Origin of the sequence: Amycolatopsis sp. VS8301801F10 (assembly GCF_046195355.1) — a bacterium.
Taxonomy (GTDB): Bacteria; Actinomycetota; Actinomycetes; order Mycobacteriales; family Pseudonocardiaceae; genus Amycolatopsis.
Map to the genome: position 1 here is coordinate 3,938,597 of NZ_CP176065.1, position 22,006 is coordinate 3,960,602.

Sequence of the window (22,006 nt, forward strand, 5' to 3'; positions counted from 1 at the left end):
CGTCACCGTTCTTCCGCGTGGTCCTGGTCCAGGAAGCGGCCGAACACGTCGTTGAACTCGGCCGCGCGTTCCAGGTTAGGCAGGTGCCCCGCGCCGTCGAGCACCGCCAGCTTCGAGCCGTCGACGAGCTGGTGCAGCAACTGTGCGTCGGCGACCGGGGTGAACTCGTCCTCGCTGCCCACCGCGACCAACGTCGGCACGGCGACCTGCTTCAGCGAATCGCGGTAGTCGGGCCGCTTCGCCCTGGCCCGCAACGCTGCCGCCGCGCCTGCCGCCGGTGCGTTGCGCATCATCTTCCGGACGTGCTCGGTCACCTCGGGGTTCTCGCGGAAAGTGCCCGGCGACACCATCTTGGGCAGCAACTCGTCGGCGTACGCGGTCATGCCCTCCGCGAGAACCCGATCCGCGGCCTGGTTGCGAGCCGCCTTTCCTTCGTCCGTCTCGGGCTCGGCGAACGTGTCCGCGAGCAGCAGCGCAGCGATCCGCTCCGGGTAGTCCCGCACAGTCTGCATCACGATCTGCCCGCCCATCGACAGCCCGCCCAGCACGAAGCGGTCGATCCCGAGGCGGTCGGCCAGCCCGACGAGATCCCCGGCGAAGTCTTCGAGCCCGCTGACCGCCGGGCCGGTGCTTTCCCCGTATCCCCGCAGGTCAGGTACGACGGCTCGGTACCCGTTCCGCGCGAGCCAGCCGGCCTGCGGACCCCACATCGACCGGTCGAACGGGTGCCCGTGGACGAGAAACACCGGGATCTTCACCTGCGGTCCGAGGTCGTCGTAGGCGATCCGGGCGCCGGAGGGGAGAAGGACTGTCTGCATGTCCTGGACGCTAATCGGGGCGATTTCTCAGGGCAATACGATGCAATGTAGTCGGAGCAATGTTCTTGGCGACCCGAGCCTGGCCCACTGAAACGGCGAGCCCCTTGGTCTCGACCGGCGCGCCCGAGTCGGTGGGCGGCAATCCGCTCCGCATCCGCCGTCGTCGGCCGGTCGGACTCGGGCATTCACCGATAACGCGAGCCGCGCGTTCTTCCGGATTGCGGCATCCGCGCGCCGATAAGCGACCGGATTCGCCGCCCGCCGTTCCCCGACTCCCGGCCGCTCTGCCCGCCGGATCGGTCGGAGTGGGCCCATTCGGCCGGTTGACCTGCGAAGATCGGATTAAGGGACCCCCCTGTTTCGGGCCGTTTCGGGACGTGTAATCTTCTCTTCGTCGCCAGGGAGACCGGGCGGCCGCCGGGACACGAACCAAGCTCTCGCCTCTAGGGTGATTGAGTGGGTGTCCCACCACAAACTGCTAGGAATGACCGCTTCGGTCAGGCTCGCCCTTGTGGGGTGGGTGTGATGCGGGGTGTGTTGCTTGAGAACTCAACAGTGTGCTAGTGAACTAAGCCAGTAGAGCTTAATATGAAACCCCCTCGTCGGGGTTTCCTTTGAGAATATGATTGAGAGTAGTCTCGATCGAACTGTTCATTGTTGGAGAGTTTGATCCTGGCTCAGGACGAACGCTGGCGGCGTGCTTAACACATGCAAGTCGAACGCTGAACCGGTTTCGGCCGGGGATGAGTGGCGAACGGGTGAGTAACACGTGGGTAATCTGCCCTGTACTCTGGGATAAGCCTGGGAAACTGGGTCTAATACCGGATACGACCACTGCAGGCATCTGTGGTGGTGGAAAGTTCCGGCGGTATGGGATGAACCCGCGGCCTATCAGCTTGTTGGTGGGGTAATGGCCTACCAAGGCGACGACGGGTAGCCGGCCTGAGAGGGTGACCGGCCACACTGGGACTGAGACACGGCCCAGACTCCTACGGGAGGCAGCAGTGGGGAATATTGCACAATGGGCGCAAGCCTGATGCAGCGACGCCGCGTGAGGGATGACGGCCTTCGGGTTGTAAACCTCTTTCGCCAGGGACGAAGCGAGAGTGACGGTACCTGGATAAGAAGCACCGGCTAACTACGTGCCAGCAGCCGCGGTAATACGTAGGGTGCGAGCGTTGTCCGGAATTATTGGGCGTAAAGAGCTCGTAGGCGGTTTGTCGCGTCGGCCGTGAAATCTCCACGCTTAACGTGGAGCGTGCGGTCGATACGGGCAGACTTGAGTTCGGCAGGGGAGACTGGAATTCCTGGTGTAGCGGTGAAATGCGCAGATATCAGGAGGAACACCGGTGGCGAAGGCGGGTCTCTGGGCCGATACTGACGCTGAGGAGCGAAAGCGTGGGGAGCGAACAGGATTAGATACCCTGGTAGTCCACGCTGTAAACGTTGGGCGCTAGGTGTGGGCGACATTCCACGTTGTCCGTGCCGTAGCTAACGCATTAAGCGCCCCGCCTGGGGAGTACGGCCGCAAGGCTAAAACTCAAAGGAATTGACGGGGGCCCGCACAAGCGGCGGAGCATGTGGATTAATTCGATGCAACGCGAAGAACCTTACCTGGGCTTGACATGCGCCAGACATCCCCAGAGATGGGGCTTCCCTTGTGGTTGGTGTACAGGTGGTGCATGGCTGTCGTCAGCTCGTGTCGTGAGATGTTGGGTTAAGTCCCGCAACGAGCGCAACCCTTATCCTACGTTGCCAGCGCGTCATGGCGGGGACTCGTGGGAGACTGCCGGGGTCAACTCGGAGGAAGGTGGGGATGACGTCAAGTCATCATGCCCCTTATGTCCAGGGCTTCACACATGCTACAATGGCTGGTACAGAGGGCTGCGATACCGCGAGGTGGAGCGAATCCCTTAAAGCCGGTCTCAGTTCGGATCGCAGTCTGCAACTCGACTGCGTGAAGTCGGAGTCGCTAGTAATCGCAGATCAGCAACGCTGCGGTGAATACGTTCCCGGGCCTTGTACACACCGCCCGTCACGTCATGAAAGTCGGTAACACCCGAAGCCCATGGCCCAACCCGCAAGGGAGGGAGTGGTCGAAGGTGGGACTGGCGATTGGGACGAAGTCGTAACAAGGTAGCCGTACCGGAAGGTGCGGCTGGATCACCTCCTTTCTAAGGAGCACAACACATCCCAGTCATCGTGCTGGGAGTGGCCGTCGCTTAGAGGTCGAATGCATCTCTGCGACGGTTGCTCAAGGAATTGTGGAACTACTGGTTATGGGTTCTCGCGGTGGTGATGCCGCCGACTCAGTACTGCGTGGCTTCGGCTGCGCGTGGAACGGCGGCCGCGGATCCGGGCGGGTTCTTGTTTGCTGGCGCGCTGTTGGGTCCTGAGGCAACACACGTTGTTTCTGGTGTGGTGTTTGAGAACTGTAGAGTGGATGCGAGCATCTTTGTGGTCAAGTTGTTAAGGGCACATGGTGGATGTCTTGGCTTCAGGAGCCGATGAAGGACGTGGGAGGCTGCGATATGCCTCGGGGAGCTGTCAACCGAGCTGTGATCCGAGGATTTCCGAATGGGGAAACCCAGCACCAGTGATGTGGTGTTACCCGCCGGTGAATATATAGCCGGTGTGGAGGGAACGCGGGGAAGTGAAACATCTCAGTACCCGCAGGAAGAGAAAACAAAAGTGATTCCGTGAGTAGTGGCGAGCGAAAGCGGAAGAGGCTAAACCGTTTGCATGTCAAGCTGTCAGGCGTTGTGCAGGCGGTGTTGTGGGACCCACCTTGGAGAGACTGACATTTCTCCGGATGTACGCGATGGTTAGCGGAACGCCTTGGGACGGGCGGCCGGAGCGGGTGAGAGCCCCGTACGCGAAAGCTGTCGTCGTAGGTCTTGGTGGTGTTCCCGAGTAGCAGCGAGCTCGTGGAATTTGCTGTGAATCTGCCGGGACCACCCGGTAAGCCTAAATACTTCCTGGAGACCGATAGCGGACGAGTACCGTGAGGGAAAGATGAAAAGTACCCCGGGAGGGGAGTGAAAGAGTACCTGAAACCGTGTGCCTACAAGCCGTCAGAGCCTTCGGGTGATGGCGTGCCTTTTGAAGAATGAGCCTGCGAGTTAGTGCTGCGTGGCGAGGTTAACCCGGGTGGGGTAGCCGTAGCGAAAGCGAGTCTGAATAGGGCGATACAGTCGCGTGGTCTAGACCCGAAGCGGAGTGATCTACCCATGGCCAGGGTGAAGCGACGGTAAGACGTCGTGGAGGCCCGAACCCACTTAGGTTGAAAACTGAGGGGATGAGCTGTGGGTAGGGGTGAAAGGCCAATCAAACTCCGTGATAGCTGGTTCTCCCCGAAATGCATTTAGGTGCAGCGTCGCGTGTTTCTTGCCGGGGGTAGAGCTACTGGATGGTCTAGGGGCCTTACCGGGTTACCGAAATCAACCAAACTCCGAATACCGGTTAGTGAGAGCGCGGCAGTGAGACGGCGGGGGATAAGCTTCGTCGTCGAGAGGGAAACAGCCCAGAACACCAGCTAAGGCCCCTAAGTGTGTGCTCAGTGGGAAAGGATGTGGGATTGCCCAGACAACCAGGAGGTTGGCTTAGAAGCAGCCACCCTTGAAAGAGTGCGTAATAGCTCACTGGTCAAGTGGTCCTGCGCCGACAATGTAGCGGGGCTTAAGCACACCGCCGAAGCTGTGTCATTCACACAATACATCCGCGAGAGCTTTCGGGCTCTTGTGCAGTGGTGTGGATGGGTAGGGGAGCGTCCTGCATCCAGGGAAGCGGCCGCGGAAGCGAGTCGTGGAGGGTGCGGGAGTGAGAATGCAGGCATGAGTAGCGAATGCAGAGTGAGAAACTCTGCCGCCGGATGACCAAGGGTTCCTGGGCCAGGCTAATCCGCCCAGGGTAAGTCGGGACCTAAGGCGAGGCCGACAGGCGTAGTCGATGGACAACGGGTTGATATTCCCGTACCCGAGCATGTGCGCCCATGGCGAGGCGGTTGACACTAACCACCCGAAGCCACTCGTGAAGCCTTCGGGCGGATCGGGTGTGTGGAGCGTGGGACCTGATTCCGTAGTAGTCAAGCGATGGGGTGACGCAGGAAGGTAGCTCCGCCAGGCGATGGTTGTCCTGGTGTAAGCGTGTAGGCCGTCATGTAGGCAAATCCGCATGGCATATAGGCTGAGACGTGATGCGTAGCCGTTTGAGGCGAAGTGGGTGATCCTATGCTGTCGAGAAAAGCCTCTAGTGAGTGCATGCACGGCCCGTACCCCAAACCAACACAGGTGGTCAGGTAGAGAATACCAAGGCGATCGGGTGAACTGTGGTTAAGGAACTCGGCAAAATGCCCCCGTAACTTCGGGAGAAGGGGGGCCAAACACCTTGAAGTCCCGTGCGGACGGAGGGGTGGTTGGCCGCAGAGACCAGCGGAAAGCGACTGTTTACTAAAAACACAGGTCCATGCGAAGTCGCAAGACGATGTATATGGACTGACGCCTGCCCGGTGCTGGAACGTTAAGAGGACCGGTTAACTCCTTTCGAGGGGTGAAGCTGAGAATTTAAGCGCCAGTAAACGGCGGTGGTAACTATAACCATCCTAAGGTAGCGAAATTCCTTGTCGGGTAAGTTCCGACCTGCACGAATGGCGTAACGACTTTCCGGCTGTCTCGACCACAGGCCCGGCGAAATTGCATTACGAGTAAAGATGCTCGTTACGCGCGGCAGGACGGAAAGACCCCGGGACCTTTACTATAGTTTGGTATTGGTTTTCGGTTCGGCTTGTGTAGGATAGGTGGGAGACTGTGAAGCGGTGACGCTAGTCATTGTGGAGTCGTTGTTGAAATACCACTCTGGTCGGATTGGGAATCTGAACCTCGGACCATGATCTGGTTCAGGGACAGTGCCTGATGGGTAGTTTAACTGGGGCGGTTGCCTCCTAAAGGGTAACGGAGGCGCCCAAAGGTTCCCTCAGCCTGGTTGGCAATCAGGTGTCGAGTGCAAGTGCACAAGGGAGCTTGACTGTGAGACAGACATGTCGAGCAGGGACGAAAGTCGGGACTAGTGATCCGGCACCTCCTGGTGGAAGGGGTGTCGCTCAACGGATAAAAGGTACCCCGGGGATAACAGGCTGATCTTGCCCAAGAGTCCATATCGACGGCATGGTTTGGCACCTCGATGTCGGCTCGTCGCATCCTGGGGCCGGAGTAGGTCCCAAGGGTTGGGCTGTTCGCCCATTAAAGCGGCACGCGAGCTGGGTTTAGAACGTCGTGAGACAGTTCGGTCCCTATCCGCCGCGCGCGCAGGATACTTGAGGAAGGCTGTCCCTAGTACGAGAGGACCGGGACGGACGGACCTCTGGTGTGCCAGTTGTCACGCCAGTGGCATGGCTGGTTGGCTATGTTCGGAAGGGATAACCGCTGAAGGCATCTAAGCGGGAAGCCTGTTCCAAGATGAGGTATCCCACCCCTTTGTGGGTTAAGGCCCCCAAGAGACGATTGGGTTGATAGGCCAGAAATGGAAGCACAGTAATGTGTTGTCGAGTTGACTGGTACTAATAGGCCGAGGACTTGCCCACGAAGATGTTGCGCATCCACTCTACGGTTCTGAAACACCACACCAGCCCCACCATGTGGGGGGTGTGTGTTGTTTCGGAGTGTTTCGGTGGTTTTAGCGTCAGGGAAACGCCCGGTCCCATTCCGAACCCGGAAGCTAAGCCTGACTGCGCCGATGGTACTGCAACCGAAGGGTTGTGGGAGAGTAGGACACCGCCGAACTTAACGTGAAGAAAAGGGGCGGGGCCCCGGTCGAGAACCTGAAAAGGTTTTCCCGGAGCCCCGCCCTTTTTTTCATGCCCAAAAAACGGCGAGCCGCAGAACCGGCCCGCCGCGGACTCACTCCGGCCGGCGCAGCAAATACGTGTCCATGATCCACCCGTGCCGCTCCCGAGCCGCGGCCCGCGTCTCCCGGATCTTGGCCGCCAACGCGTCGTCCAGCGGCCCGGACAGCAAAATCTCGTCCGGCGTCCCGACGTACGCGCCCCAATAAATCCACAAGCCCCGACCCGTGTACTGATCGAATGTCGTGTGCGCGTCGAGCAGCACGAAGACGTCGTCGGCGTCACTCGGCCAGCCCTGCGCCAACCGGCGGCCCGTCGTGAGCTGCACGGCGCGGCCGATCTGGTTCATCGTCGTGCGATGCCGGGCCACCAGTGCGGAGATGCTGCTGATCCCCGGCACGACCTCGTAGTCGAACGCCACGTTCCCGCGCGCCAGCACGGCCTCGATCAACGCGATAGTGCTGTCGTACAGCGCCGGATCGCCCCAGACGAGAAACGCGCCGGTCTCGCCGTCGGCCAGCTCGTCGCGGATCAGCCGCTCGTAGACGTCGGTGCGGAGCTGGTGCCAGTCGGCGACCGCGGTGCGGTAGTCGGACGGCGTCCGGTCGCGGTCCGGGTCCTTCGCGCTCACCACGCGATACCCCGGCCGGGTCACGAACCGCTCGAGGATCTCCTGGCGCAGCTGCACCAGATCGGCCTTCGCGCTGCCCTTGTCGAGCACGAAGAACACGTCGACGCGATTGAGCCGGTCGACTGCCTGCACGGTCAGGTGTTCCGGGTCGCCGGCGCCGATCCCGATCGCGTAGATCTTCCGCATCCGTGCAGTCTCTCCCGGCGGGTAACCGGGCTCACGACAGGGTCCCCTGGCATGCCGCTACCCCCTAGGGGTATAAAGGAGGCATCAGCGGAGAGCACGATAGGGAGTGTGGCGATGACTGAAGCGACTTACACCGTCGAGGGCATGACGTGCGGGCACTGCGTCAGCTCGGTGAAAGAGGAGGTAGGCGGCCTGTCGGGCGTGCAGACCGTCGACGTCGACCTCGCCACCGGCGCAGTGAAGGTCACCAGTGCGGAGCCGATCTCGCGCGAGGCCGTCGAGGCCGCCGTCGCTGAGGCCGGCTACCAGGTCGTCGCGTAAGAAGGAGTGACATGAGCACCACGACACCAGCCCCCGTGCAGTCAGTCGAACTCGCCATTGGCGGGATGACCTGCGCGTCGTGCGCTGCTCGGGTCGAACGGAAGCTCAACAAGGTCGAAGGCGTCACCGCGAGCGTCAACTACGCGACCGAGAAGGCGCACGTCGAATACCCCTCCACCGTTTCGGTCGACGACCTGGTGGGCGTTGTCGAAGCGACGGGCTACACCGCGCAAGCACCGCAGCCGGAGAAGCCGGAAGAACCCGAGCAGGACGAGACGCGGCCGCTGCGCGACCGGCTCCTGTACTCGGCGATCCTCACGGTTCCGGTGATCGTGCTGGCGATGGTCCCCGCGCTGCAGTTCACGAACTGGCAGTGGCTGTCGCTTACGCTCGCCGCACCGGTCGTGGTCTGGGGTGCGTGGCCGTTCCACCGCGCCGCGTGGACCAACCTCCGGCACGGCGCGGCGACGATGGACACGCTGATCTCGCTCGGCGTCTCGGCCGCCACGCTGTGGTCGCTGTACGCGCTGTTCTTCGGCATGGCGGGGATGGCGGGCCTGCGGCACGGCTTCGAGTTCAGCGTGTCCGGGGGATCGGGGACCGACAACATCTACCTCGAGGTCGCGGCAGGCGTCACCACGTTCATCCTCGCCGGCCGCTACTTCGAGGCCAGGTCCAAGCGCCGCTCCGGTGCCGCGCTGCGGGCCCTGCTCGAGCTCGGCGCGAAGGACGTGACGGTCCTGCGCGACGGTCGCGAGCAGCGAATCCCGGTCGACCAGCTCCGGGTCGGAGACACGTTCGTGGTGCGGCCCGGCGAGAAGATCGCCACGGACGGCGTGGTCACCGACGGTGGCTCGGCGGTCGACGTCAGCATGATCACGGGGGAATCCGTACCGGTCGAGGTCGCGGTGGGTGACGGCGTGACGGGCGCGACGGTGAACGTCGGCGGCCGGATCGCAGTGCGCGCGACGCGAGTCGGCGCGGACACGCAGCTCGCGCAGATGGCGCGGCTCGTCGAGGAAGCGCAAAACGGCAAGGCCGCGGTGCAGCGACTGGCCGACCGCGTCTCGGCGATCTTCGTGCCGATCGTGCTGGTGCTGGCTCTGGGCACGTTGATCACCTGGCTGTTGACCAGCGGAAACGTCACCGAGGCGTTCACCGCGGCGGTCGCGGTGCTGATCATCGCCTGCCCGTGCGCGCTGGGGCTCGCGACCCCGACCGCGCTGCTGGTCGGCACTGGTCGCGGTGCGCAGCTGGGGATCCTGATCAAGGGGCCGGAGGTGCTCGAGTCCACTCGCCGGGTCGACACCGTGGTGCTCGACAAGACCGGGACCGTCACGACCGGGCGAATGAGCTTGGTGGACGTCCACGTCGGGGAAGGCGTCACGGAGCGCGAACTCCTGCGCTACGCGGGAGCGGTCGAGCACGCTTCAGAACACCCGATCGCGAAAGCGATCGCGGAGGGTGCTCGCGAGCGCGTCGGTGACCTCCCGTCCGCGACGGAGTTCCGGAACACCGAGGGGCTCGGCGTGTCCGGCCTCGTAGAGGGCGCGGCAGTACTCGCCGGCCGGGCAGCGTTCCTGGCCGACTGGAGCGTCAAGATCGACGACCAGCTCTCGTCGGCGAAGAAGGAGGCAGAAGAACGCGGCGCGACAGCGGTCTTCGTCGCCTGGGACGGCGTCGCGCGGGGCGTGCTGGTGGTCGCGGACACGATCAAGCCGACGTCCGCGCAAGCGGTCGCCGAACTGCGCGCATTGGGCCTGAAGCCGGTGCTGCTGACCGGCGACAACGCAGGCGCGGCGCGAGCGATCGCCGACGCCGCGGGCATCACCGAGGTAGTGGCCGAGGTGCTGCCCGAGGAAAAGGTGGCCGTGGTTAAACGCCTGCAAAACGAAGGCCGAGTGGTGGCCATGGTCGGAGACGGCGTCAACGACGCGGCCGCACTCGCCCAAGCCGACCTCGGCCTGGCCATGGGAACCGGAACGGACGCAGCGATCGAAGCCGGAGACCTGACCCTGGTCCGAGGCGACCTGCGAGCCGCAGTAGACGCGATCCGCCTGGCCCGGCGCACGCTCGGCACGATCAAGGGCAACCTGTTCTGGGCGTTCGCCTACAACGTCGCGGCACTGCCGCTGGCAGCGTTCGGCCTGCTCAACCCCATGATCGCAGGCGCGGCGATGGCGTTTTCGTCGGTGTTCGTGGTGTCGAACAGCCTGAGACTGCGACGGTTCCGGGCAGCGTGATCCAGCTGAGAACGGGCCAGTGGCTTCGGCTGCTGGCCCGTTTTTCGCGGGCGGGGTTCTGGGGAGCGCTGACCGCCTGGCCGATGCGCGGCAGTAACTTCTGGCCTGGCTCGGCAGTGCTGGGAACGCGCTGTCCGAGGAGTTCTTGGCCTTAACGGAAATGGGGTTCTCGCCGTCTGAACGAGCCGGAGCCCCCGTCGGCGCTCTCCTGCACCTGCCGGGACTCACGCTGCAAACTGGAAAGTCTCAGGACCGCACCAGCCGGGCGATCGCGTCGGAGGCCTCGCGCACCTTCAGATCCGCTTCCTCCCCGCCCGCGGCAGCCGCCTGGACGACGCAGGTCGCGAGGTGCTCGTCGAGCAGTTCCAGCGAGAAGGACTGCAACGCCTTCGTCGCCGCGGACACCTGGGTCAGGATGTCGATGCAGTACTTGTCCTCCTCGACCATGCGCTGCAGCCCGCGAATCTGCCCCTCGATCCGGCGAAGGCGCTTGAGGTAGGCCTCTCGTTCACTGCCGTAGCCGGTCATCGCACATCGTCCCTTTTGTCGGCATCCCCGTCGGTTTCACCACCGAGTATACCCACCCGGCGTATCCGGATCCGACGTTCAACCGGTGGCGGTGACCTCAGTGACGTCGGACGGTGGCGTCGCTGGTTTGACGCTGGTGATCAGTCGCCGATCGTCCCTGCGGCGGGTCCCGCGATGTGCAATCGGCAGAGGCTGCTTCGGTGAGCCTCAGGCGTGCGCGTGCGGGGCAGCTGTTCTGCCCGTGGAGCTGCCTCCGCGAGCGTCAGGCGTGCGCGCTGCGGCGTTGGTTCGATGCTGACGGTGGCCCGCAGCCGAACGTCCCGGCAGCAGGCCCAGGACGGATCTTCCATCGGTGCAGCTGCCTCGATGGATGTCAGGCATGAATGTGCGGAGCCGCTGGCCCGGCGGTCGCGGTGGCCCGCCGCCGAAAACCTCGGCAGCGGGTCCGGGACGAACCTTCACTCAATGGGGCGGCCTAGGTGAACGCCAGGCACACACGTGCGGCGGCATGGGTCCGATGTTCGCGCTGGCCGCCGCCGGATGGCCTGACGGCGGGTCCAGCACGGGTGCTCAGCCGCGGGTGCGGCTTCGACGCCTTCGATGGGCGTGGATGTTCCGCCGGTGGGCGCGGCCTCGGTGACTTCGATGGGCACGGGTGCTCAGCCAGCGGGCGCAACCTCTGGGACTTCGATGGGCGTGGATGTTCCCCCGGTGGGTGCGGCTTCGGTGACTTCGATGGGCATGGGTGCTCAGCCGGTGGGCGCGGCTTCGGCGACTTCCATGGGCGCGGGTGTTCCGCCGATGGCGTGGGCTGGGTGACTTCGATGGGGCGCGGGCGTTCAGCCGGTGGGCGCGGCCTCGGCGACTTCCATGGACGCGGGTGTTCCGCCGGTGGGCGTGGGCTCGGTGACTTCGATGGGGCGCGGGTGCTCAGCCGGTGGGCGTGGGCTCGGTGACTTCGATGGGGCGCGGGTGCTCAGCCGGTGGGCGCGGCCTCGGCGACTTCGATGGACGCGGGTGTTCCGCCGGTGGGTACGGCCTCGGCGACTTCGGTGAGCGCGGAGGTCCGACGTTGGTTCGGCACAGGCGTGCCGTCCGGCGCGAGATCGGCGTTCGCGGTCGCCAGTAGTTCGCGGGCACCGCGCAGCGCGGCTTTCACTCGTTGCTGGACGGCGGTGAGTTCGGCGACCCGCTGTTCGGCGTCGGCGACGATGCGGGTGGCGTGGTCGGTGGCTTGGCGGACGCGCGCGTCGGCCTCGGCGCGGGCGGCGGCGGTGCGGTCGGCGATTTCGCGGAGTGCGTCGATGCGGCGGTCGGCCAGCGTGCGCGTGAGGTGTTCTTCGAGCCGCCGGCGTTCCTTCGCCGCCGCTTCGTCCGCGGCCTTGCGTTCCTCGACTGCGCGGCGCAGCAGATCTTCGTGTTCTCTCCGCTGTTGCTCGCGATCCGCAGCGACGGCTTCGACGAGCGCGCGTTCCTTTTCGGTGAGGCGGACGGCTTCTGCCTTGGCGTCCGCGATGATCCGCGCGGCAGTGTCCTCTGCGCGGGCGGTGATCTCCGCGGCTTCCTCTCGCGTCAGCTCGACCATCCGGCGGGAGCGTTCCTGCAAGGCGTCCGGCGCTATGGGGGTGCGGCTGATCCGGTCGATCGTCGCGCGCAGTTCTCGATTGCGCTCGACGAGTTCGGCCGCTTGGTGTGCCGCGGCGTCGCGTTCCGCAGCGAGGCGCTGGAATTCCGCCTCGACCCATGTGACGAATTCTTCGACCTGACCGCGCTGATAGCCGCGCCAAGCCAAGTCGAAGGACGGCCGGACGGCCATCAGGTCCTCGCCACCGCCGGGGGCCATGCTCTCACCTCCCATTTGGATGGTTTCTCCTCGGCGCTCGTTTTTCTTGCCGCGCCGGGGTTTCCGCACTGCCTCCAGTGTGCCTGAAGTCCGGCGCTCCGTGTGAACCCGGGGCGGGTCAATCTTCGAGCGGGTCTTCGGCGCCCGTCGCAGTGCTTCGCACGCCGGGCAATTCGGCCAATTCCGCGGTGAGTTCGGGAAGATCGCCGCGCCCCTGCAACAGCAACGTGACGACCGCGATCCGTTGCCCCTCTTCGGAAACTGTCTCGCGGTCCACCGCCACCCGGTGGACGGCCCAGCCTCGATCGGTGCACGTGGCGAGCACGGCACGCAGTACGCCGTGTCCGTCGGCATAACTCAACCGGAGGATCGGCGGCTGCCGCCGATGCCGCGCGACGAACCGGGAAATCGGCGGAAATCCGCGTGTGATCACCACGAGCCCGGCAGTGGTCGCGACGGCCAGCACCGGCAGCCCGGCACCACACGCGACGCCGACGGCCGCGGCGAGCCAGACGGTCGCCGCGGTCGTGAGGCCGCGCACCGCGTCGCGGCGCACGAAGATCAGCCCGCCGCCGACGAACCCGATGCCGGACACGATCTGCGCGGCGATCCGCGACGGGTCGAGCGCCACGTGTTCGATGCCGAGCAAATCGGCGAAACCGTATTTCGACACCAGCATGAAGACCGCCGACCCGACGCCGACCAGCGTGTGCGTGCGCAGGCCGGCCTGCTTGTTGCCGACCTCGCGCTCGATGCCGATCACCGTGCTCAGCAGCAGGGCGAGCAGAACCGGCGGCAGCAGTTCCCACTGTTCGCCGGTGGACCAGAGAGCATGCACGGACGTACCTCCTCGCCCGCCACTGTGCCTCGCCCCTGAAGAGCACTGCGCCCCGCCCCCGGAGAGCCCGCGCGCCTGGCCCGGCGCGCACGCCTAAGCTCGGGCAATGGCCCGCTACTTCGACGTGCACCCGCAGAACCCGCAGCGCCGCGCGCTCTCCCAGGTGGTCGACCTGCTGCGCGACGACGGGCTGATCGCCTACCCGACCGACTCCTGCTTCGCGCTCGGCTGCCGCATCGGCAACCAGCAGGGGATGGAGCGGATCCGCACCATCCGCAAGCTCGACCACCGGCATCACTTCACGCTCGTCTGCCAGGACTTCGCCCAGCTCGGCCAGTTCGTGCACATCGACAACGCGGTGTTCCGCGCCGTCAAGGCCAGCACCCCCGGCCCGTACACGTTCATCCTCCCGGCGACGAAGGAAGTCCCGCGGCGGCTGCTGCACGCCAAGAAGAAGACCGTCGGCGTGCGGATCCCCGACCACGTGGTGACCCAGGAACTGCTCGGCGAACTGGGCGAGCCGATCCTGTCGAGCACGCTGCTGCTACCCGACTCCGGCGAGCCCCTCACCCAGGGCTGGGAGATCAAGGAAGAACTCGACCACGTGCTGGACGCCGTCATCGACTCCGGCGACTGCGGCGTGGAACCCACCACGGTGATCGACTTCTCCTCCGGAGAGGCGGAGGTCGTGCGGCATGGGGCGGGAGACCCGTCCCGGTTCGAGTGAGCGGGGTCGTCATCGGTGTTGTCTCCTCCTGAGGGGCTGGTGATCCGATCCTGATGCGGGCAGTGGCTTCGGGTCGCTGGGCGCGACGGCTGTTGACGCGGTTTGCTTGTCTCGACGGCTCCTCATGACGGCTTCTTGACACGGCGGTTCTCTACCACGGCAGCTGCCGATCTGGGCTGACGCCAGCGGCTTGAACCGGCCACTTCCCGGCTCGGCTGCTCGGGCGAGGCTGCCAGTGCACGTCGCGTGGCGGACGATCCCAGCCCCGACCTGCTGCGGATACGAGCGCACGGTTACGCGGGTCCCGCGACGTGATGGCAGCGGCTGGTCGGCCGACATCTCGCCTGCATGCGGCCGTGCGGGCCGCTGGCGGGTCTCCTCGTCCCGGTGCCAGGCCGCGCATGCTTCTCGAGGTCTTGACGCCGAGCACCGTCAGCTGCGACTGACGCGATCCGGCGGCGCGTCCGCCGTTCGAAGCACAGCTGGTCGCCCTCCAGCGCATCCGGCGATAACCGGCCGGGCTCTCCACATTCCTGTCGGCGCGGGCCACAGCGGTCCTCACTGTCCCTGGCGTCGGCAGCTGCAGTCTTCTTCAGGCACGAGCCGCGGCAGGTGCGGGCTGGCACGGTAGTGCGGCTAGGCCTGAACAGAACGGACAGCTGCGGATCTCAACCAGTCGGTGCCGAAGCGGGCTGGCAAGTACTGGCACCGCGGGTCCGCGCTTGTCAGGTGTGTTCGATCGAAGCTCCTCTCTTGTCGCTGACTGTGGGGTAATTCAGCGCGCGGGGCGGGCGAACCCGAGCACTGTCGAAGAGATCACACGGTTGCCTCCACGGGGGTGCTGAGCAGGCGGGACAGGGCGTCGGCAAGCGGCACGTCCGACGTCGAATGCCAGCCGACGATGGCGTCCGGCCGGAGCAGCAGCGCGCCGTCGGCAGGCAGTTCTGTCTCGGCCAGCCACGCTTCGTCCTCGACGGCCACGAGGCGGAGGCCCAGCCGGTCGGCTTCGGCGGTCCAGCGGGCGTGGTCCGGTCCGCAGAGCAAGGCGAGGCCAGGTCCTGCCAAGTCCACTGTGGACGTCGTGGCGTCGAGCCAGGCATGCGGCACTCGGGTGCCTGGACGACCGGCCGGGGCGTACTGGCCCTCGGGTGCGGGACCGCGTCCGTCCGGGACGAACGCCCCCTGTTCGTATTGCACCCCGAACAACGCGGCGAGCGGGTCGACGCGCGGTGCGTCGTCGCTGGTGATCGTGGCGATCATGGTGCCGAGATGGCCGCTGGCCATGCTGGAGAACTCCGCTGTCGCGTACCCGATCGGGTACCGCTCGGCGTGGTAGGTGTCGAGGAGGGCGGGCGCCGCCGTGCCGGCCAGCACCGCGGCGAGTTTCCAGGCGAGGTTGGCTACGTCCGCGATCGCGGTATTCGCGCCCGCGGCAGCCATCGGCGGCATCGCGTGCGCGGCGTCGCCGGCCAGGAAGACCCGGCCGGAGGAGAACCGGTCGGCCACGTACATCCCCGACTCCCAGTGCATCCTGCTGAGCACCTCGACCTCGAGGTCCGGCACGCCGACGACGGTGCGCAGCAGTTCGCGCCAGCCGTCCTCGTCCAGAGAATCCGAACCAGGGAAGTCGGACGTGGAGAAGAGCCACCGGTCGGTGCCGTTGACCGACACGAACGCGCCGGAAGCGGCCGGGTTTTCGACGCGGCACAGGTTGAACGGCTTGTCGCGGACGAGTTCGGCGAGGTCGGCGCGGAAGCACACGTCGAGGTTGTCCGCCAGGTGTCCGCGTCCGCTGCGCGAAATGCCGAGCGCGGTGCGGATCGGACTGCGCGCGCCGTCCGCCGCGATCAGATATTCGGCGCTGACCTGGTATGGCTCGCCGTCGGCCGGGCGCAACTCGGCCGTGATTCCGGCGTCGTCCTGCTCGAACGACACCAGCTCGGTGCCGAATCGGACGGACACTCCGCGTTCGACAGCGGCCTGCCGCAGTACCGGTTCCAGCACGTCTTGCGGGCACAGCACGCTGGGCGCCGGGCTGAGGTCCGGCATTTTCGCGTGCTGGACGAGTCGTTCGCGCAAGGCGCCGGTGACCTCCGGCCAGGTCGCGTCGGCCAGCGTCGTGCCGGTGAGCATTCCGGTGAACGACGCGAGCGGTGCGCTGGCTCGTTCGACCTCGTCCATGAGGCCGAGCAGGCGGAACACCTCGGTGCTGCGCGGATTGAACCGGCGCGCTTTCGGCTGCGGGGACGTGCCGGCGTGCTTCTCCACCAGCACCGGCGCTACTCCCTCGCGGTGCAGCAGCAGTGCCGCGGTGAGTCCGGCGAGCCCTCCGCCGCAGATCAGAACAGGAATTCGTGCAGTCATCTCGTAACCCCCAGGGTCGTGTACGTTGTACATCTTGTGTACGTTGTACATGAGGATGTACTATGTACGCAAGCGGGCTGGAGACAGGGAGATGAATGGGAGATCAAGGGCCGACACCGCCGATTTGGCTGTTGCCTGAGCCGCCGGAGCGCGGATGGGGCCTCGGACGAGTCGACATCGTCAACGCGGCCGTGCGCCTGGCCGACCACGGCGGCGCGGAGGCGCTTACGATGCGGGCAGTGGCGAAGGAGCTGGGCGCGTCCACTCCGATGTCGCTGTACCGCTACGTGCACAGCAAAGACGGTCTGGTGGACCTGATGCTCGACCTGGCGAACAGCGAGGTGCGCACTCCGGAAGTCCCGGGCGAGGACTGGCGGGGCGAGCTGACGGCCGTCGCGCTGGACACGTGGGCGATGACGAAGCGGCATCCGTGGTATGCGCGGCTCGTGCACCAGCGGCCTCCGGCGGGGCCGAACGCGAGCAGGCGGACCGAGTTCGTGCTGGCGACGTTCGACCGGCTGGGGCAGGACCTCGCGTCGGCGCTTGGGTACGCCCGGTTGCTCGACGGCTACGTCATCGGTCAGGCGCTGCAGTGGGCGGAAGAGCGGGCGATGTGGCAGCGCAACGCGTTCGTCGACGTGGTGGACGTGCAGCGGCAGGCGCGCGCCTGGTTCGGCGGAGCCGCGGCGGAGGACGGGCCGTATCCGCTGCTCGTGCGGGTGCTGGAGAGCTTCCTGGCCGAGCGGCACGACGCGGACGGCGAGAGCGGCGAGGCCAGTGCGGACGGTGCCGGATCGGGCGCCGAGGCGGAGGGCTCCGAGCGGGTGGCTGATGCCGGTGAGCCGGGCGCTCGGCCGGGTGCGGACGCGGCCGGGACTGGGCGGGTGGCTGAGGCGGATCGCGAGGGTGCGGGCTCTGGTCGGACGGCCGGTTCTGGGCGGGCGGTTGGCTCGGGTCGGACGGCCGGGGCAGGTCGGGTGCCTGGGGCAGGCCAGACGGCGGGGACGGGCCAGGCGGTCTTGGACCAGGAGTCGGACGCTGCCGCGGATGCGCGGAAGGTGGGCGAAGCGGCGGCCGAGGACGCGCAGTTCCGGCTCGGCTTCGAATGTCTGCTGGACGGCATCGCCGCGCGGCTCCGCTAGGTTGGTCGCCTGGACCGGCTGCGCGGAGGACGACGTGAAGTTCCTGCTGACGATGCACATGAACCCCGAGATATGGGAGGGGCTGAGCGAGGAGACCCGCCAGGAGGTGATGGACGGGCACGCGGACTTCATCGCCAAGATCCGCGCGTCCGGCGAGTTGGTCAACACGCAGGCGCTCGGCGGACCGGAGGACAGCGCTGTCGTGCGGGTGCGCGGCGGGGTGCCTGCGGTCACCGACGGCCCGTTCGCGGAGTCGAAGGAGTTCCTCGCCGGGTTTTACCTGGTCGAGTGCGAGAGCCGGGAGCGGGCGCTGGAGGTCGCCGCGATGATTCCCGACGCGGGGATCGACGGGCTCGGCATCGAGGTGCGGCCGGTCGTGTTCTTCGCTGACGCGGAAACACAGTCCGACTTCGGCTGATGGCGGACGTCGGCGAGCTGCTCCGGCCGCTCGTGCCGCAGGTGCTCGGGACGCTCGTGCGGCGGTACGGGCAGTTCGAGGCGTGCGAGGACGCGGTGCAGGAGGCGCTGGTCGCGGCGGTCGAGCAGTGGTCGGCGGGCGAGGTGCCGGACAACCCGCGCGCGTGGTTGCTCACGGTCGCCACGCGGCGGCTGACCGACCTTTGGCGCAGCGAGAGCGCTCGGCGGCGGCGTGAGGAAACCGTTGCGGTGCAAGACGTCGCGCTGACGGCGGTCGTGCCCGGGCCGGAGGACGAACAGCCGCCGGAACAGGACGACACGCTGACGTTGCTGTTCCTGTGCTGCCATCCGGCAGTGACGCCCAGTTCGCAGGTCGCGCTGACGCTCCGTGCGGTCGGCGGGTTGACGACGGCCGAGATCGCGCGGGCGTTCCTCGTGCCGGAAGGCACCATGGCGCGGCGGATCACGCGGGCGAAGGAAAGCGTCGCGGCGGCTGGTTCCACCTTTACTCCGCCATCCGCCGAGGATTGGCCGGCTCGGCTGCAGGTCGTCTTGCATGTCCTGTACTTGATTTTCAACGAGGGATACACGGCGACTTCGGGCGAGGATCTGCATCGGGTCGAACTGTCCGAGGAAGCGATCCGGCTGACCCGCGCCGTTCATGCGTTGCTTCCGGACGACGGCGAAGTCGCGGGACTGCTCGCGCTCATGCTGCTCACCGACGCGCGACGGCCGGCGCGCACCGGGCCTGACGGAGCGTTGACGCCGCTCGCCGAACAGGACCGTCGACAGTGGACAGTGCCCTTGATCGTCGAGGGCTTGGAGCTGGTGAACCGGGTACTGGGCCAGGGCCCGGTGGGGCCGTACCAGGTGCAAGCTGCCATCGCGGCACTGCACGACCAGGCGGCGGGAACCGATTCCACGGACTGGGCGCAGATCCTGGAGTTGTACGGCCTGCTCGAACGACTCGCGCCCGGTCCGGTGACGACGCTCAACCGGGCGATCGCGGTCGCGATGGTGCACGGTCCGGAGAAAGCGCTGGCGCTGCTGGCCACCCTCGAAGACGACGCGCGCCTGAAACAGGGCCACCGCCTCGACGCGGTCCGCGCGCATCTGCTCGAACTCGCCGGCGACACCGCGGGCGCGCACGAGCACTACCTGCGCGCGGCGAAACGGACGAACAGCATGCCGGAACGGCGGTATCTCCAGGCGAAGGCGGCGAAGTTCCTTTCGCGCGGAGGGTAAGCGCGGGTGCGGGTGCCTCGCTGGCGGGCGGGTGGCTCATGAGGTGAGCGGGCGCGGGTGAGGGTGCTTGCCGGTGGGCCGGTGGTCGGTCGGGTGAGCGGGCGGCTGACGCGGTCAGCTGGGTGAGCCGGTCGATCGTGAGGCGAGCGGGCGGGTGCAGTGCCTGGCCGGTGAGGCGGGTGGACCCTCATGCGGACGGGCCTGACGCGATCAGCTCGGCGAGCGGCTGGATCGTGGGGCGAGCGAGCAGGCGAGGTGCCTGGTCGATGCGTGGGTGGACCGCCAGATGAGCGGGTGGCCGAGGTGGTCGGTTCGGCGGGCGGGTGGATCGTGAGGTGAGTGGCCGAGGTGTCTGGTCGGTCAGTGGGTGGACTGTCAGATGAGCGGGTGGCCGAGGTGGTCGGTTCGGCGGGCGGGTGGATCGTGGGGTGAGTGGCTGGGGTGTCTGGTCGGTCAGTGGGTGGACTGTCAGATGAGCGGGCGGTCGCGGCGGTCAGTTTGGCGGGCGGGCGGATTGTGGGTGAGCGAGCGGGTGAGGTGTCTGGTCAGTGGACGGGAGGAGCGTCGGACGAGCGGTGGCTGAGGTGGCCAGCTCAGCGGGAACGGCGGGGCGGCGGGGCCGGAGTCACTGGGCTGCTCGGCGGACCGTCCCGACGTGGACCCATCGGTTGGACGGGACCCGGCGGAGAACTGGACGGGACCTTGCCGAGAAGAGGAGTTGGTCGGGCGCGAGTGGCTGAGTAGGGGATCTGGCTGCGCGAAGGTTGTCGGGGACGGGAGTTGGCCCGGGCGGATCTTGCCGGGAAGGTGCGCTGGATCGGGCGAATCTTGCGGACAAAGAGCGCTGGCCTGGGCGGGTCGCGAGGGGGCTGGTCGGCAGTTGGCGCGTAGGGCAGGAATGCGGCTTAGCAGGGGAGCCCGGGCCGATCTGGGGAGACCTAGGCAGGGAAGACAGGTCCGATCAGGGGGTGGGGGTTGCGCGTTCCAGGAGGAATACCCGGATTTCGCGGTGGGCGGCTCGTTCGGCGTAGCGGTCGTAGGCGGGCCAGTAGGAGGCGACGGCGTCCCACATTTCCTGTCGTTCGGCGTCTTTCAGGAGGCGGCCTCGGACTGGCACGGTGCGGCCGTGGACGGAGACTGTGGCGTCGGGGTGGGACAGGAGGTTCGCGGTCCAGGCGGGGTGGTTTTCGCCGCCCCAGTTGGAGCCGATCACTACATAACCGCCGGAGCGTTCGACGTACAGCAGTGGGACCTGGCGGGGTTCGCCGGTGGTGCGGCCGATCGTGGTGAGCAGGAGGGTGCGCAGGCCGACTGCCGCGCCTACCCCCAGGCGGCCGCCGGTGATGCGGAGGAGCAGGCGGTCGGCGGGCATCATCGCTTGGCCGAACGCGGCGAATGCCTTGCTGCGGCCCAGACCGGCGAACATCCTGCGCAGTTCCATGGGCGGCAGCCTACGGGGAAGCGAAGGGGAGTCGGTGAGGAGGCGACGAGGAGCCGGGGAAGCAAAGGGGAGTCGGGGGCGAAGGGGAGTCGGGGGGTGAAGGGGAGTCGGGGGGTGAAGAGGAGTCGGGAGGCGATTGGGAGCCCGGCGGGGAGGCGCAGGGGAGTCGGGGGGGCGAAAGGGAGTCGGTGGGGAGGCGGACGGGAGTCGGGAGGCAAAGGGAGTCGGGGGCGAAGGGGGTTCGGGGAGTGAGGGGGAGTCCGGCGGGGAGGCGAAGAGAAGTCGGGGAAGCAAGGGGGAATCGGCGGGACGAAGGGCGGGTCGGCGGAGTGGCGGCTTGGGAGGACGGCGAGGCGGGGCGGCAATCGGGCGGGCTTGAAGGGGGAGTGCCAGGAGCAGGTGGCGGCGGGGTATCGGCTGTTGTCCGCGGGGCGGATCGGGGCGGGCGTCCTTCGCCGCGCAGATTCTGAAGGTGCTGATCGGGCGCTGGAGGCAGCGGTCCGGCGGCCAAGGATCGAGCGACCGATGGCATGTCAGGCCAGGGGGCGGAATGTCCGCAGTCCGGCCGACACCTCCGGGGCGCAGGCAGGGCCCGACGGTCAGCCGGGCGGAAGCAAGCCGCGGGTGGGCAAGCGGAGCGGGATGGCCCAGCCGGGGAGAGAAGCTAGAACCCGCTCGTCGTCAGTTTCAGGAGTGCGTCCGTGAGGGCCGCTGCGTGGTCTACCAGGTAGAAGTGGCCTCCTGGGTAGGTGGTCAGGGTGAAGTCGCCGGTGGTGTGCCTCGACCAGGCTTGTACGTCGGCCACGGGGGCGTGCGGGTCGGCGTCTCCGGTGTGCGCGTGGATGGGCGCGGCGATCGGGCCCGCGCTCGGGTGGTACGTCTCGATGGCCGTGTAGTCCGCGCGCAGGGCCGGCAAGAACAGTTCTCGCAGTTCCGGGTCTCGCAGCACCTTCGGGTCGGTGCCGGCCAGGCCTTCGATTTCGGCCAGCAAACCGTCGTCGTCTTGGAGGTGGACTTGTTCGTTGACCAGGCGGGACGGGGCTCGGCGGCCGGAGACGACCACTGCTTCCGCGGGGGTGCCTCTCGATTCCAGGCGCAGGCCTACCTCGTACGCCAGCGTCGCGCCCATGCTGTGGCCGAACAGCACCATCGGCAGGTCCAGCCACGGCAGAAGGGCCTGCGTGACACCGTCCGCCAGTTCTTCGATGGTTCGCAGGGCGGGTTCGGCCATGCGGTCCTGCCGCCCGGGGTACTGGACCGCCAGGACGTCGACCGCGGGGGACAGCGACTTCGACAGCGGGTGGAAGAACGGGGCTGCGCCGCCTGCGTGCGGCAGGCACACCAAACGGGCGGGGGCGTCGTCGGCGGGATGGAAGCGGCGAAGCCACAGGTCCGTCATGCGGGCGATTTTACCGGGCACGAC

Annotated in this window: 14 protein-coding genes and 3 rRNA genes; 9 read left to right on the forward strand and 8 right to left on the reverse strand. The window is 66.7% G+C overall.

All coding sequences use genetic code 11. The features are described from left to right. Window positions 1-2 precede the first annotated feature (2 nt). Window positions 3-818 carry an alpha/beta fold hydrolase gene (locus F9C11_RS18595; RefSeq protein ID WP_409186135.1) on the reverse strand — a complete coding sequence of 272 codons (816 nt, stop codon included), beginning with the start codon at window positions 816-818 and terminating at the stop codon, window positions 3-5. Window positions 819-1,472: 654 nt separating this feature from the next. On the opposite strand from F9C11_RS18595, the gene F9C11_RS18600 reads away from it, so the two are divergent. The 3 genes from F9C11_RS18600 (at window position 1,473) to rrf (ending at window position 6,595) form a co-directional block, all read left to right on the forward strand. Next, window positions 1,473-2,992: ribosomal RNA gene (locus tag F9C11_RS18600) — 16S ribosomal RNA — on the forward strand. A 285-nt stretch (window positions 2,993-3,277) separates the two neighbouring features. Next, window positions 3,278-6,396 (forward strand): 23S ribosomal RNA (locus tag F9C11_RS18605). An 82-nt stretch (window positions 6,397-6,478) separates the two neighbouring features. Continuing rightward, window positions 6,479-6,595 (forward strand): 5S ribosomal RNA (gene rrf, locus F9C11_RS18610). Together the 16S, 23S and 5S rRNA genes form the textbook arrangement of a ribosomal RNA operon. 117 nt (window positions 6,596-6,712) lie before the next feature. On the opposite strand, the gene cobF is transcribed toward rrf, so the two are convergent. Continuing rightward, window positions 6,713-7,474: a precorrin-6A synthase (deacetylating) gene (gene cobF, locus F9C11_RS18615; RefSeq protein WP_409186136.1), complete on the reverse strand. Its 762-nt coding sequence runs from the start codon at window positions 7,472-7,474 to the stop codon at window positions 6,713-6,715. Window positions 7,475-7,588: 114 nt separating this feature from the next. Between cobF and F9C11_RS18620 the strand changes: the two genes are divergently transcribed. Continuing rightward, the gene (locus tag F9C11_RS18620) at window positions 7,589-7,795 is read left to right on the forward strand and encodes a heavy-metal-associated domain-containing protein (protein ID WP_409186137.1); all 207 of its coding nucleotides are present in this window, start codon (window positions 7,589-7,591) and stop codon (window positions 7,793-7,795) included. Window positions 7,796-7,806: 11 nt separating this feature from the next. Further along, window positions 7,807-10,038: a heavy metal translocating P-type ATPase gene (locus F9C11_RS18625; RefSeq protein WP_409186138.1), complete on the forward strand. Its 2,232-nt coding sequence runs from the start codon at window positions 7,807-7,809 to the stop codon at window positions 10,036-10,038. A 246-nt stretch (window positions 10,039-10,284) separates the two neighbouring features. On the opposite strand, the gene F9C11_RS18630 is transcribed toward F9C11_RS18625, so the two are convergent. The 3 genes from F9C11_RS18630 to F9C11_RS18640 all read right to left on the reverse strand — a co-directional run bounded on the left by F9C11_RS18630 (window position 10,285) and on the right by F9C11_RS18640 (window position 13,247). Next, a complete protein-coding gene (locus tag F9C11_RS18630; RefSeq protein WP_009081418.1) occupies window positions 10,285-10,566 on the reverse strand; it encodes a metal-sensitive transcriptional regulator in 282 nt (93 codons plus the stop codon). A gap of 976 nt (window positions 10,567-11,542) precedes the next feature. Continuing rightward, complete coding sequence (locus F9C11_RS18635) at window positions 11,543-12,409, reverse strand: DivIVA domain-containing protein (protein WP_409186139.1); 867 nt, start codon at window positions 12,407-12,409, stop codon at window positions 11,543-11,545. 118 nt (window positions 12,410-12,527) lie between these two features. Next, window positions 12,528-13,247, reverse strand: a complete 720-nt coding sequence (locus tag F9C11_RS18640; protein WP_409186140.1) for an MgtC/SapB family protein — start codon at window positions 13,245-13,247, stop codon at window positions 12,528-12,530. 106 nt (window positions 13,248-13,353) lie between these two features. Here F9C11_RS18640 and F9C11_RS18645 point away from each other — a divergent pair, with 106 nt between their 5' ends. Then, complete coding sequence (locus F9C11_RS18645) at window positions 13,354-13,974, forward strand: L-threonylcarbamoyladenylate synthase (RefSeq protein WP_409186141.1); 621 nt, start codon at window positions 13,354-13,356, stop codon at window positions 13,972-13,974. Between the two features lie 816 nt (window positions 13,975-14,790). Here the strand turns inward: F9C11_RS18645 and F9C11_RS18650 are convergent. Continuing rightward, a complete protein-coding gene (locus F9C11_RS18650; RefSeq protein ID WP_409186142.1) occupies window positions 14,791-16,389 on the reverse strand; it encodes an FAD-dependent monooxygenase in 1,599 nt (532 codons plus the stop codon). Window positions 16,390-16,433: 44 nt separating this feature from the next. Between F9C11_RS18650 and F9C11_RS18655 the strand changes: the two genes are divergently transcribed. From F9C11_RS18655 to F9C11_RS18665, 3 genes are read left to right on the forward strand one after another with little or no spacing between them, the layout of a single operon-like run. Next, window positions 16,434-17,480, forward strand: coding sequence for a TetR/AcrR family transcriptional regulator C-terminal domain-containing protein (locus F9C11_RS18655; protein WP_409186143.1), 1,047 nt, complete (start codon window positions 16,434-16,436; stop codon window positions 17,478-17,480). Window positions 17,481-17,514: 34 nt separating this feature from the next. Next, on the forward strand, window positions 17,515-17,898 hold the full coding sequence (locus F9C11_RS18660; protein WP_409186144.1) for a YciI family protein: 384 nt from the start codon (window positions 17,515-17,517) through the stop codon (window positions 17,896-17,898). Then, window positions 17,898-19,142 carry an RNA polymerase sigma factor gene (locus F9C11_RS18665; protein WP_409186145.1) on the forward strand — a complete coding sequence of 415 codons (1,245 nt, stop codon included), beginning with the start codon at window positions 17,898-17,900 and terminating at the stop codon, window positions 19,140-19,142. Before F9C11_RS18660 ends, F9C11_RS18665 begins: the two co-directional genes overlap by 1 nt. Window positions 19,143-20,103: 961 nt before the next feature. Here the strand turns inward: F9C11_RS18665 and F9C11_RS18670 are convergent. Both F9C11_RS18670 and F9C11_RS18675 read right to left on the reverse strand, forming a co-directional pair. Beyond that, complete coding sequence (locus tag F9C11_RS18670) at window positions 20,104-20,583, reverse strand: nitroreductase family deazaflavin-dependent oxidoreductase (RefSeq protein ID WP_409186146.1); 480 nt, start codon at window positions 20,581-20,583, stop codon at window positions 20,104-20,106. Between the two features lie 664 nt (window positions 20,584-21,247). Continuing rightward, window positions 21,248-21,982, reverse strand: coding sequence for a thioesterase II family protein (locus F9C11_RS18675; protein ID WP_409186147.1), 735 nt, complete (start codon window positions 21,980-21,982; stop codon window positions 21,248-21,250). Window positions 21,983-22,006 lie beyond the last annotated feature (24 nt).

Bases quoted from the DNA above. Each gene is read 5' to 3' on its own strand.
- F9C11_RS18625 (WP_409186138.1), top strand. From the start codon at position 7,807: ATGAGCACCACGACACCAGCCCCCGTGCAGTCAGTCGAACTCGCCATT.
- cobF (WP_409186136.1), bottom strand. From the start codon at position 7,474: ATGCGGAAGATCTACGCGATCGGGATCGGCGCCGGCGACCCGGAACAC.
- F9C11_RS18645 (WP_409186141.1), top strand. From the start codon at position 13,354: ATGGCCCGCTACTTCGACGTGCACCCGCAGAACCCGCAGCGCCGCGCG.
- F9C11_RS18665 (WP_409186145.1), top strand. From the start codon at position 17,898: ATGGCGGACGTCGGCGAGCTGCTCCGGCCGCTCGTGCCGCAGGTGCTC.
- F9C11_RS18595 (WP_409186135.1), bottom strand. From the start codon at position 818: ATGCAGACAGTCCTTCTCCCCTCCGGCGCCCGGATCGCCTACGACGAC.
- F9C11_RS18650 (WP_409186142.1), bottom strand. From the start codon at position 16,389: ATGTACAACGTACACAAGATGTACAACGTACACGACCCTGGGGGTTAC.
- F9C11_RS18670 (WP_409186146.1), bottom strand. From the start codon at position 20,583: ATGGAACTGCGCAGGATGTTCGCCGGTCTGGGCCGCAGCAAGGCATTC.
- F9C11_RS18655 (WP_409186143.1), top strand. From the start codon at position 16,434: ATGGGAGATCAAGGGCCGACACCGCCGATTTGGCTGTTGCCTGAGCCG.
- F9C11_RS18620 (WP_409186137.1), top strand. From the start codon at position 7,589: ATGACTGAAGCGACTTACACCGTCGAGGGCATGACGTGCGGGCACTGC.
- F9C11_RS18635 (WP_409186139.1), bottom strand. From the start codon at position 12,409: ATGGCCCCCGGCGGTGGCGAGGACCTGATGGCCGTCCGGCCGTCCTTC.
- F9C11_RS18630 (WP_009081418.1), bottom strand. From the start codon at position 10,566: ATGACCGGCTACGGCAGTGAACGAGAGGCCTACCTCAAGCGCCTTCGC.
- F9C11_RS18675 (WP_409186147.1), bottom strand. From the start codon at position 21,982: ATGACGGACCTGTGGCTTCGCCGCTTCCATCCCGCCGACGACGCCCCC.